The sequence below is a fragment of the Morganella sp. GD04133 genome (assembly GCF_029835375.1).
In the GTDB taxonomy this organism is placed as follows: domain Bacteria; phylum Pseudomonadota; class Gammaproteobacteria; order Enterobacterales; family Enterobacteriaceae; genus Morganella; species Morganella morganii_B.
The window spans coordinates 13,869-26,276 of the sequence record NZ_JAODZS010000014.1; the positions used below are offsets into that span (position 1 = coordinate 13,869).

Below are 12,408 nucleotides of genomic sequence, written 5' to 3' on the forward strand. Positions count from 1 at the left end.
GGTGATGAGGCATTTGCGGAGAGAATACTATGAAAGTTGAATTTTCAGTTTATCGCTATAACCCGGATGTGGATAACGCACCACACATGCAGAACTATCAGCTGGATGTGGAAGAAGGCCGGGACATGATGGTGCTGGATGCACTTATTCTGCTGAAAGAGCAGGATCCGAGCCTGTCATTCCGCCGCTCCTGTCGTGAAGGGGTGTGCGGTTCTGACGGCATCAATATGAACGGCAAAAACGGTCTGGCTTGTATCACACCGTTGTCGGCACTGATGAAAGGCGGCAAAAAAGTGGTGATCCGTCCGCTGCCGGGCTTACCGGTGGTGCGGGATCTGGTGGTGGATATGGGGCAGTTCTACGCGCAGTATGAAAAGATCCGCCCGTATCTGATCAACGACAACAAAAACCCGCCGGCACGTGAGCATTTGCAGTCACCGGCGCAGCGCGAAAAGCTCGATGGTCTGTACGAATGTATCCTGTGTGCCTGCTGCTCGACATCCTGCCCGTCCTTCTGGTGGAACCCGGACAAGTTTATCGGCCCGGCCGGTTTATTAGCCGCATACCGCTTCCTGACGGACAGCCGTGATACTGAGACAGAATCCCGTCTTGACGATATCAGTGATGCGTTCAGCGTATTCCGCTGTCACGGCATCATGAACTGCGTCAGTGTCTGTCCGAAAGGGCTGAATCCGACAAAAGCAATTGGTCATATTAAATCAATGTTACTGAAACGTAGTGCATAATTGACTTTATTCTGCTTAAACGATTGATAATAATAAGATGCCTGCCCGGCAGGCATCTTTTACTAACCCGTAACAATAGGCATAATCTATCGTAGTAAGTGTTAGAAGCGGCAATAAATGTAGTTAATTGTGATTAAGATGTGAGTTTTTTGGCTTAAATGTAAGTATGGTTATAGACAGCACAGGGATCTTCAGCAACGGTTATTCCGTTGCTAAAGGTTCCTCAGGGATACACAGAACATAAGATGCATAAGCACCACCCGGGAATCCTTTACGCACCGCAATGTATCGCGGTATTAGCTATCACGGCGAAAACTAAACCCGGCCTCATTCAGGTTGCAGGGCAGCGGCAGACGGGGTAATCCGCAGAACAGAGTCACTCTGTTTTCCGGACAGACACGCAGCCGGTACACCGCAGCCGGAAAGACAACGGGAATGAAGCTCTAAGCTTAAGGGATCATAATGCAGAACGGCGCACTGAAGGACTGGCTGGATTCCAGCTTTCTGGCTGGAGAAAACCAGGCCTACATAGAAGATATCTATGAAGATTATCTGAACGATCCGTCCTCCGTCGATGGAAGTTGGCGGGAGATTTTCGACTCACTGCCGAAAGCGGACATCACAGAACAACCTCATTCACAGACGCGCGACTACTTTCGTCGTCTGGCCAAAGATTCAACCCGCTACCACACCTCGGTCAGCGATCCGGCAACGGATTCCAAGCAGGTTAAAGTCCTGCAGCTTATCAACGCATTCCGCTTCCGCGGTCATCAGAATGCCAATCTTGACCCGCTCGGCCTGTGGAAACAGGAACCGGTTCCGGATCTGGACCCGGCGTTCCACAACCTGACCAAAGCCGATTTTGATGAAACCTTTAACGTCGGTTCTTTTGCCATCGGCCGTGAAACCATGCCGCTGGGTGAACTGTTTGATGCATTAAAGCGCATTTACTGCGGCTCCATCGGTGCCGAGTACATGCACATCACCAATACCGAAGAGAAACGCTGGCTCCAGCAACGTCTGGAATCCGTTGACGTCAGTAAACTGTTCAGTGCTGATGAAAAACGGCGTTTCCTGGCCGATCTGACTGCGGCTGAAGGGCTGGAGCGCTATCTCGGGGCGAAATTCCCGGGGGCAAAACGCTTCTCACTGGAAGGGGGCGACTCCCTTATTCCGATGCTGAAAGATCTTATCCGTCATGCCGGTAAACAGGACACCCGCGAAGTGGTGCTGGGTATGGCGCACCGTGGTCGTCTGAACGTCCTGGTCAACCTGTTCGGTAAAAAACCGGCGGATCTGTTCGATGAATTTGCCGGTAAACACAAAGATCATCTGGGTACCGGTGACGTGAAATACCACCAGGGCTTCTCGTCCGATTTTGTGACAGAAGGGGCTCAGGTGCATCTGGCGCTGGCCTTTAACCCGTCTCACCTTGAGATTGTCAGCCCGGTAGTGATTGGGTCTGTCCGTGCCCGCCGTGACCGTCTGCCGCAAAATCTGAGCAAAATGGTTCTGCCGATCACCATCCACGGTGACTCCGCAGTAACCGGCCAGGGGATTGTTCAGGAAACCCTGAACATGTCACAGGCACGGGGCTATGAAGTGGGCGGGACTGTCCGTATTGTTATCAATAACCAGATTGGTTTCACCACCTCCAACCCGAAAGATACCCGGTCAACAGAATACTGTACTGACATTATGAAGATGGTACAGGCACCGATTTTCCACGTGAATGCGGATGATCCGGAAGCAGTGGCCTTTGTGACCCGTCTGGCACTGGATTTCCGTAATACCTTTAACCGCGATGTGATGATCGATCTGGTCTGCTACCGCCGTCACGGCCATAACGAGGCGGATGAGCCGAGTGCAACCCAGCCGATGATGTACCAGAAAATCAAACAGCATCCGACACCGCGCAAAATCTACGGCGATAAACTGATTGCGGAAGGTGTGGTGGCTGCCGGTGATGTGACTGAAATGGTCAATATGTACCGGGACGCCATGGATCGCGGTGACTGTGTGGTGGAAGAGTGGCGTGAAATCGGTAAAGCCGCGCTCACCTGGGAACCGTACCTGAATCACAACTGGAATGACGGCTACGCCAATAAAGTGGAACTGAAACGCCTCAGTGATCTGGCGCGCCGTATCAGTACCGTGCCGGAAGAAGTGCATATGCACCCGCGTGTCGAAAAAATCTATACCGACCGCGCGGAAATGGCGGAAGGTAACAAACTGCTCGACTGGGGGGCGGCGGAGAATCTGGCTTACGCAACACTGGTGGATGAAGGTGTTCCGGTGCGTCTGTCCGGTGAGGATGCGGGTCGCGGTACCTTCTTCCACCGTCATGCGGTTATCCATAACCAGAGCAACGGCTCCTGTTATGTGCCGCTGATGAATGTCCATAACGCCCAGGGGCGCTTCAATGTGTGGGACTCTGTCCTGTCTGAGGAAGCGGTACTGGCCTTTGAATACGGCTATGCAACCACGGATCCGCGCGGTCTGACTATCTGGGAAGCGCAGTTCGGTGACTTTGCCAACGTGGCGCAGGTCGTGATTGACCAGTTCATCAGCTCCGGCGAACAGAAATGGGGCCGGATGTGCGGACTGGTGATGTTACTGCCGCACGGCTATGAAGGTCAGGGGCCGGAACACTCCAGCGCCCGTCTGGAACGTTATCTCCAGCTTTGCGCCGAACAGAATATGCAGGTCTGTGTTCCGTCAACCCCGGCTCAGGTTTACCATATGCTGCGCCGTCAGGCACTGCGCGGTATGCGCCGTCCGCTGATTGTCATGTCACCGAAGTCACTGCTGCGTCATCCGCTGGCGGTCTCTTCTCTGGAAGAACTGGCCGAAGGCCGCTTTGAAGCGGTTATCGGTGAAATTGATGAGCTGAATCCGGCAGATGTGAAGCGCGTTGTGCTGTGTTCCGGTAAGGTTTACTACGATTTACTGGAGCAGCGCCGTAAGAATAATCAGACGGATGTGGCGATTATCCGTATTGAACAGCTCTATCCGTTCCCGCATGAAGATATCCATGCGATTCTCGCACCATTCAGCCATGTGAAAGATTTTGTCTGGTGTCAGGAAGAGCCGCTCAACCAGGGCGCGTGGTACTGCTGTCAGCATAATTTCCGTGATGCGGTTCCGGCAGGTGCGGCACTGCGTTATGCGGGTCGTCCGGCATCCGCCTCTCCGGCCGTGGGTTATACGTCTGTTCACCAGCAGCAACAACAAGAGCTGGTTAATGATGCACTGAACGTTGAATAAATTAAGGAAAAGCAATGAGTAGCATAGAAATTCTGGTTCCTGATCTCCCTGAGTCTGTTGCCGATGCCACGGTGGCAACCTGGCACAAAAAACCGGGTGACAGCGTCGAACGTGATGAAGTGCTGGTGGAAATTGAAACAGACAAAGTCGTGCTGGAAGTCCCTGCCAGTGATTCCGGTGTTCTGGAAGCGGTGCTGGAAGAAGAAGGGGCGACGGTTCTCTCTAAACAACTGCTCGGACGCATCCGTCTGGGCGACAGCACCGGTCTGCCTGCAGAAATAAAAGAAAAAGTACAGTCCACACCGGCACAGCGTCAGAACGCCGGTCTGGATGAAGAAACCAATGATGCGGTAAGCCCGGCGGTGCGCCGCCTGCTCGCAGAGCACGGCCTGAAAGCGTCAGATATTACCGGCAGTGGTGTCGGTGGTCGTCTGACCCGTGAAGATGTTGAGAAACACCTGGCACAGCAGCCGAAAGCGCCGACAAAAGCCGCCTCTGAGCCGGTTTCTCAGGCCGGTTTACCGCACCGCAGTGAAAAACGTGTACCGATGACCCGTCTGCGCAAGCGTGTGGCAGAGCGTCTGCTGGAAGCGAAAAACAACACCGCAATGCTGACCACCTTTAACGAGGTGAGCATGAAGCCGGTGATGGATATGCGCAAACAGTACGGCGAATCGTTTGAAAAACGCCACGGTGTGCGCCTCGGTTTCATGTCTTTCTATGTGAAAGCGGTGGTTGAGGCACTGAAACGTTATCCGGAAGTGAACGCCTCTATCGACGGTACAGATGTGGTGTATCACAACTATTTCGATATCAGTATTGCGGTCTCCACACCGCGCGGTCTGGTGACCCCGGTCCTGCGTGATGCAGATGCGCTGAGCATGGCGGAAATCGAAAAACGCATTAAAGAGCTGGCTGTCAAAGGTCAGGAAGGCAAACTGACCGTGGAAGATCTGACCGGCGGTAACTTTACCATTACCAACGGCGGGGTATTCGGCTCACTGATGTCCACACCTATCATTAACCCGCCGCAGAGTGCGATTCTGGGAATGCATGCGATTAAGGATCGTCCGATGGCGGTAAATGGTCAGGTGGTGATCCTGCCGATGATGTACCTGGCACTCTCTTATGACCACCGTCTGATTGATGGCCGTGAATCTGTCGGATTCCTCGTGACCATTAAAGAGATGTTAGAAGATCCGGCACGTTTACTGCTCGACGTGTAGTCAACCCTCATCCGGGCGGCATCGCGCTAAAACCGCCCGGCTGAACTCGCGACAGTGAATCTGTGTCCCTGCGCCGGGAAACCGGCGCTATCCAGGCAACAACAATAAGAGAGTCCGCTCTCATCAGACAAATTATGGATAGAACATCATGAATTTACACGAGTATCAGGCAAAACAACTCTTCACCCGGTATGGTTTACCTGCACCGGCAGGCTATGCCTGCTCCACACCCCGTGAAGCGGAAGAAGCAGCATCCAAAATCGGCAGCGGCCCGTGGGTCGTGAAATGCCAGGTTCATGCCGGGGGCCGCGGGAAAGCGGGCGGTGTGAAACTGGTTAAAAGCAAAGATGAAATTCGTGCGTTTGCCGAACAGTGGTTAGGCAAACGTCTGGTAACCTATCAGACAGATGCACTGGGTCAGCCTGTGCATCAGGTGCTGGTGGAAGGCGCAACAGATATCGCCAAAGAGCTTTATCTGGGTGCCGTGGTGGATCGCGGTTCACGCCGTGTGGTCTTTATGGCCTCCACTGAAGGTGGTGTCGAAATTGAGAAAGTGGCACATGAAACACCGGAACTGATCCACAAAGCGGTGATTGACCCGCTGACCGGCCCGATGCCGTATCAGGGGCGCGAACTGGCCTTTAAACTGGGTCTGACCGGTAAGTTAGTCAGCCAGTTCACCAAAATTTTTATGGGACTGGCAACCATGTTCCTGGAGCGTGACCTGGCCATGGCGGAAATCAACCCGCTGGTGATCACCACACAGGACGAACTTATCTGCCTCGACGGCAAATTAGGTATTGACGGTAACGCCCTGTACCGCCAGCCGGAACTGCGTGAAATGCATGATCCGTCACAGGAAGATGCCCGCGAAGCACAGGCTGCACAGTGGGAACTGAACTATGTGGCACTGGACGGCAATATCGGCTGTATGGTGAACGGCGCCGGTCTGGCAATGGGCACCATGGATATCGTCAAACTGCACGGCGGTGAACCGGCAAACTTCCTGGATGTCGGCGGCGGCGCAACCAAAGAACGTGTGACGGAAGCCTTTAAAATCATTCTGTCTGACGAAAACGTCAAAGCAGTCTTCGTCAATATCTTCGGCGGGATTGTCCGTTGTGACCTGATTGCGGACGGGATCATCGGTGCCGTTGAGGAAGTCGGTGTCAGCGTGCCGGTGGTTGTGCGCCTGGAAGGGAACAACGCGGAACTGGGTGCGGAAAAACTGGCGAAAAGTGGTCTGAATATTATTGCGGCAACCAGCCTGACGGATGCTGCGAAACGTGTTGTTGCAGCAGTGGGAGCGAAATAATGTCTATTTTAATCGATAAGAACACCAAAGTTATCTGTCAGGGATTCACAGGTAGCCAGGGGACTTTCCACTCTGAACAGGCAATTGCGTACGGCACCAAAATGGTCGGCGGTGTGACGCCGGGCAAAGGCGGTACAACACATTTAGGTTTACCGGTCTTTAACACGGTGCGTGACGCGGTGGAAGCCACCGGTGCGACCGCTTCTGTTATTTATGTTCCGGCACCGTTCTGTAAAGATTCCATTCTGGAAGCGATTGATGCAGGGATCAAGCTGATTATCACCATCACGGAAGGTATCCCGACTCTGGATATGCTGACCGTCAAAGTGAAGCTGGATGAAGCCGGTGTACGGATGATCGGCCCGAACTGTCCGGGTGTTATCACCCCGGGTGAGTGCAAAATCGGGATCATGCCGGGACATATCCATCTGCCGGGTAAAGTGGGGATCGTTTCCCGTTCCGGTACGCTGACTTATGAAGCGGTGAAACAGACGACGGATGCCGGTCTGGGACAATCCACTTGTGTGGGTATCGGTGGTGACCCGATTCCGGGCTCTAACTTTATTGATATCCTGCGTATGTTCCAGAATGACCCGCAGACAGAAGCGATTGTGATGATCGGTGAAATCGGGGGCAGTGCGGAAGAAGAAGCGGCTGCCTTTATCAAAGACCATGTCACCAAACCGGTTGTGGCGTACATTGCGGGTGTGACTGCACCGAAAGGCAAACGTATGGGCCATGCGGGGGCGATTATCGCAGGCGGAAAAGGCACCGCAGATGAGAAATTTGCGGCCCTTGAAGCTGCCGGTGTGAAGACGGTCCGCAGCCTGGCCGATATCGGTGATGCGGTAAAAGCGATTCTGAATAAATAATTTCTGCCAGTATTATACAGCCGGGGCTGGTTTCATGCCGCTTCCGGCTGTTTTTTGATCTGAACACAATTCCGCCATTTCTGCCTGATTACACGCGTTTACGCGCTGCCTTCTGTTATTGCTGTTGTTTTAATCAATTTTCTGAATTGTTCTGAAACGCTTGCTGTATCGTTTACACAGCAAAAAGTCTCAGGTATAAAAGGGCGTTTTTTATCATCTTGATTTATACTTAATTTTTGCGCCGAAAATGATTATTGTCATGCGTTAATACAAACAGACAATAACAGTTTTAGTGATAATTTATTTATAATTGAATTATCCGGCTCATAAAATTAACCAGGATTGCTGATGAAAATAAAAGGTTAATAAAAAGCGCATATATTATTGGTATTTTTCTGTTTGGTTGTATTTGTGTGTACATCACATTAACAATAAAATAACGCAATGACCATATCTGCGATTTTAATTAACACGTAACGGGAAAATTGACGTAAATCAATATATTGCACTGGCATTATTTCGGTAGTTTGTTTAAATTGTGGCAGATCAAAATAGCCGAAAATGACTACGCTGCGCATTATTTGATATATCCTCAGAATTCCAATCTGAATCACGCAAAAGCGGTTTATTGTGTGCAAATATAAGCGTACTATTATTAGGGTGTCTATTTAGGTGTTTTTTTGTTGCTAATTTGTTATTGCATTTAGAGGCATTTATTGCTGGTAGTTATGTTGCTTTCTTTCTTCAGGAAAGCTTGGGTTGCCGCATGTCGGTGTCTTCCTGCTAGGAGCAAGGAGTCAAGATGTTTGATATTGTCGAACTGTCGCGATTACAGTTTGCCTTAACAGCGATGTACCATTTCTTATTTGTACCGCTAACATTAGGGATGTCCTTCATGTTAGCGATCATGGAAACGGTCTACGTCCTGTCCGGTAAACAAATCTATAAAGATATGACGAAGTTCTGGGGTAAGTTATTTGGTATTAACTTTGCTCTGGGTGTTGCTACCGGTCTGACCATGGAGTTCCAGTTCGGGACAAACTGGTCATACTACTCTCACTATGTCGGTGATATCTTCGGTGCGCCTCTGGCAATCGAAGGTCTGATGGCATTCTTCCTCGAATCCACCTTTGTGGGTCTGTTCTTCTTCGGCTGGGATCGCCTCAGCAAGAAACAGCACCTGATGGTGACCTGGTTCGTTGCACTCGGTTCCAACTTCTCTGCACTGTGGATCCTGGTGGCAAACGGCTGGATGCAGAACCCGATTGCTGCTGACTTCAACTTTGAAACCATGCGTATGGAGATGCTGAGCTTCTCCGAACTGGTTCTCAACCCGGTTGCACAGGTTAAATTTGTGCACACAGTGGCTGCCGGCTACTGTACCGGTGCGATCTTCGTACTGTCTATCAGTGCGTGGTATCTGATGAAAGGCCGTGATATCGCGTTTGCAAAACGCTCTTTTGCGATTGCAGCAAGCTTTGGTATCGCCGCCGTGTTATCCGTTATCGTGCTGGGTGATGAATCCGGTTATGAAATGGGTGACGTGCAGAAAACCAAACTCGCCGCGATTGAAGGTGAATGGCATACCCAGCCTGCGCCTGCATCATTTAACGTGATCGCATTCCCGAATCAGGAAAAAATGGAAAACAGTTTTGCGATTGAGATTCCGTACCTGATGGGTCTTATCACCACCCGTTCCATTGATACGCCGGTTCTCGGTCTGCGTGACCTGATGGTGCAGCACGAAGCGCGTATCCGTAACGGTATGGTGGCGTATGATCTGTTACAGCAGCTGCGCGGTGGTAATACCGACCCGGCAGTCCGTGATGCCTTTAATCAGAGCAAAAAAGACCTTGGTTACGGCTTACTGCTGAAACGCTATACCGACAACGTCGGTCAGGCAACGGAAGAGCAGATTCAGGCAGCAACCAAAGACTCCATTCCGCGCGTTGCACCGCTGTTCTGGGCATTCCGCCTGATGGTGGCAGCCGGTGCTCTGATGCTGATCGTTCTCGGTCTGTCATTCCTGAGTGTACTGCGTAACCGTGTCGGCAAATCAAAATGGCTGCTGCGTGCTGCTTTCCTCAGCCTGCCGTTACCGTGGATTGGTGTTGAAGCGGGCTGGTTCGTTGCAGAATATGGCCGTCAGCCATGGGCAGTTGGTGAAGTATTACCGACAGCATATGCAACGTCACATCTGGCAGCCGGAGACATTCTGTTCTCTATGGCGCTGATTTGCGGTCTGTATACTTTATTCCTGATTGCTGAAATGTTCCTGATGTTCAAATTTGCACGTCTTGGTCCAAGCAGCTTAAAAACCGGCCGTTATCATTTCGAAACGTCCCCGGCACAAGACGCTAAGTAAACAGGAGCCCACTTATGTTTGATTATGAAATATTACGGTTTGTATGGTGGATCCTGATTGGCGTACTGCTGATTGGCTTCACTGTAACTGATGGCTTTGATATGGGCGTGGGTGTTCTGCTGCGTGTTATCGGCAGAAATGACACTGAACGCCGTATCATGATTAACGCGATCGCACCGCACTGGGACGGTAACCAGGTATGGCTTATCACCGCAGGTGGTGCACTGTTCGCAGCATGGCCGATGGTCTATGCGGCAGCATTCTCCGGTTTCTATATCGCAATGATTCTGGTCCTGGCGGCATTATTCTTCCGTCCGGTCGGTTTTGACTATCGCTCAAAACTGGAATCACCAAAATGGCGCGGTATGTGGGACTGGGGTATCTTTATCGGCAGTTTCGTACCGTCATTAGTGATCGGTGTGGCCTTCGGTAACCTGTTACAGGGTGTACCGGTAGAAGTTAACTCCCAGCTGCAGGTGTCTTATGCAGGGAGCTTCTTCGGTCTGCTGAACCCGTACGGTCTGTTAGCCGGTTTAATCAGCCTGATGATGATCGTGGCGCACGGCGGGACTTACCTGCAGATGCGTACCACCGGTGATCTGCATGTGCGTGTGCGTAAAGCCACCACGATCACAGCGCTGCTGACATTTGTTCTGTTTGCGGCGGCGGGTGCATGGCTGATGTGGGGCGGTATCGAAGGTTTCCGTGTTGTCTCTGACATCGACCATTTCGGTGCGTCTAACCCGGTCAATAAAGAAGTGGTACAGGAAGCCGGCGCATGGATGGCAAACTTCAATGCGTATCCAATCCTGTGGATCCTGCCTGCTATTGGTCTGGTATCACCGCTGCTGGTTGTGATGTTCACTGCCATGGATAAAGGTGCATGGGCATTCCTGTTCACCTCACTGACCATTGCCGGTGTGATCCTGACCTGCGGTACAGCGATGTTCCCGTTCGTTATGCCTTCAAGCATCGACCCGAACGTCAGCCTGACCATGTGGGATGCAACCTCCAGTCTGTTTACTCTCCAGGTGATGACGGTTGTTGCGATTATCTTTGTGCCGATTGTTCTCCTGTACACCATCTGGTGTTACGTGAAGATGGCAGGGCGTCTTGATAAGTCCTTCATCGAAGAGAACAAACATTCACTGTACTAAGGAGCAGACGAATATGTGGTATTTTGCATGGATCCTCGGAACGCTCCTGGCCTGCAGTATTGCTGTTATTGCAGCACTGGCTATTGAGCACCAGGAAGATAAAGCCGCTTCAGGCGAGTAAGACGGATGCTGGATAAGTCTTACCAACTACTGGATAAGGGCCCCATCCGGGTCCTTGTCCTGCTGATGGCGTTGGGGCTGGCATTGAGTGTGATCTGGGATCCGTCGCGTTTTGCGGCAAACACCAGCTCATTACAGATCTGGCAGGGACTGCTGATGATCTGGGCGGTATGTAACGGTGCCATTTTCGGTCTGGCATTCCGGCCGAAGCGCACAATCTGGAAGATTCTGTTCCATCCGCTTCCGGCGGTGGTGATTCTGGGTTACGGCCTTTATCATTTGTTCAGCTGATACAAACGTTTATGACTAAAAAGTCGTTCATATGAACGGCTTTTTTCTTTTCTGCCTCCGCTCCGGTTCACGGATAGTGCAGCAATGCAGCATTACCGGCAAAAAACCGGGCAAAATAATCAATAAACACCCGGACCTTCTGCGGCAAATGCGCAGCGGGCGGAAATACCATATTGATACTCTGATCCGGCACCGGCTGACGGGTGAACACCGGAACCAGCTTCTCCTCAGCTAATTGTTCCCGGATATACCAGACCGGCAGCAGGCTGTAACCCTGATGTGCCAGTGTCATGGTGCGGATCGCCTGAATCGCGTTAGAGATAAACACCCGGTTGTCCGGCGCGGGCAGATGCTGACGACGGCTGAAACGGGCGGTGAGATTACTGTTGGCGATAAAGGGCAGGGCGGCAGGATCACTGTTTTCCGTTATCCGGTACTGCCGGATAAATTCAGGCGTTGCCACATAGCAGACCGGAAAATCAGCCAGTTTGCGGAACCGCAGACCGCTGTCACTCAGCGTGCCCAGCCGGAACACCACATCCAGTTTCAGGGCAATCAAATCACTCAGGCTGTGATCGACACGGTAATCCGCCCTGATCAGCGGATAGCGTTGTGTAAAGGCGGGCAGTTGCGGCAGCAGAAACTGACCGCCGAATTCGGCGGCGGCACTGAAACTCAGCGGCCCCTGTGGCTGAGCGGTTCCCGTTCTGACGGCATCCAGCGCACTGTCAAACTGCTGTAACAGCGGTTTGAATTGCTGATACAGCGCCTGGCCGGATTCCGTCAGGGTAAACTGCCGCGTGGTCCGGTGCAGCAGTGTGGTACTGAGCTCGGATTCCAGGGCTTTGATATGCAGGCTGACCACCGATTTGCTCAGATTCAGGCGTGCAGCGGCCCGGGTAAAGGAACCGGTGTCCACAACATAAATAAAGGTATTGATCTTCTCAACGGATGTCAGCATCAGATTGTTTCGTTTTCTCAAACAGTATTGTCTATTTTGATGCATAGACGGCTGTGGTCAACTGCTTTTACACTGCTGACCGGAGGAA

10 protein-coding genes are annotated in these 12,408 nt (G+C 51.8%); 9 read left to right on the top strand and 1 reads right to left on the bottom strand.

Annotated features, from left to right (window positions below; translation table 11 throughout):
- Positions 1–29: 29 nt before the first annotated feature.
- The 9 genes from N7387_RS08400 to ybgE all read left to right on the top strand — a co-directional run bounded on the left by N7387_RS08400 (position 30) and on the right by ybgE (position 11,359).
- Positions 30–746, top strand: coding sequence for a succinate dehydrogenase iron-sulfur subunit (locus N7387_RS08400; protein ID WP_004235644.1), 717 nt, complete (start codon positions 30–32; stop codon positions 744–746).
- A gap of 462 nt (positions 747–1,208) precedes the next feature.
- Positions 1,209–4,013, top strand: coding sequence for a 2-oxoglutarate dehydrogenase E1 component (sucA, locus tag N7387_RS08405; RefSeq protein ID WP_025153454.1), 2,805 nt, complete (start codon positions 1,209–1,211; stop codon positions 4,011–4,013).
- Positions 4,014–4,027: 14 nt separating this feature from the next.
- Positions 4,028–5,239, top strand: a complete 1,212-nt coding sequence (odhB, locus tag N7387_RS08410) for a 2-oxoglutarate dehydrogenase complex dihydrolipoyllysine-residue succinyltransferase (protein WP_279798176.1) — start codon at positions 4,028–4,030, stop codon at positions 5,237–5,239.
- Positions 5,240–5,387: 148 nt separating this feature from the next.
- The gene (gene sucC, locus N7387_RS08415) at positions 5,388–6,554 is read left to right on the top strand and encodes an ADP-forming succinate--CoA ligase subunit beta (RefSeq protein WP_004235648.1); all 1,167 of its coding nucleotides are present in this window, start codon (positions 5,388–5,390) and stop codon (positions 6,552–6,554) included.
- A complete protein-coding gene (gene sucD / locus N7387_RS08420; RefSeq protein ID WP_004235649.1) occupies positions 6,554–7,426 on the top strand; it encodes a succinate--CoA ligase subunit alpha in 873 nt (290 codons plus the stop codon). The genes sucC and sucD overlap by 1 nt, the downstream gene beginning before the upstream one ends.
- Positions 7,427–8,228: 802 nt before the next feature.
- A complete protein-coding gene (gene cydA, locus N7387_RS08425; protein ID WP_279798178.1) occupies positions 8,229–9,791 on the top strand; it encodes a cytochrome ubiquinol oxidase subunit I in 1,563 nt (520 codons plus the stop codon).
- 14 nt (positions 9,792–9,805) lie between these two features.
- Complete coding sequence (gene cydB, locus N7387_RS08430; protein WP_025153451.1) at positions 9,806–10,948, top strand: cytochrome d ubiquinol oxidase subunit II; 1,143 nt, start codon at positions 9,806–9,808, stop codon at positions 10,946–10,948.
- Between the two features lie 13 nt (positions 10,949–10,961).
- Positions 10,962–11,069: a cytochrome bd-I oxidase subunit CydX gene (cydX, locus tag N7387_RS08435; RefSeq protein WP_262861079.1), complete on the top strand. Its 108-nt coding sequence runs from the start codon at positions 10,962–10,964 to the stop codon at positions 11,067–11,069.
- Positions 11,070–11,074: 5 nt separating this feature from the next.
- Positions 11,075–11,359 carry a cyd operon protein YbgE gene (gene ybgE, locus N7387_RS08440; RefSeq protein WP_262861080.1) on the top strand — a complete coding sequence of 95 codons (285 nt, stop codon included), beginning with the start codon at positions 11,075–11,077 and terminating at the stop codon, positions 11,357–11,359.
- Between the two features lie 67 nt (positions 11,360–11,426).
- Here the strand turns inward: ybgE and N7387_RS08445 are convergent, their stop codons facing one another.
- Positions 11,427–12,320, bottom strand: a complete 894-nt coding sequence (locus N7387_RS08445) for a LysR family transcriptional regulator (protein ID WP_279798180.1) — start codon at positions 12,318–12,320, stop codon at positions 11,427–11,429.
- Positions 12,321–12,408: the final 88 nt, after the last annotated feature.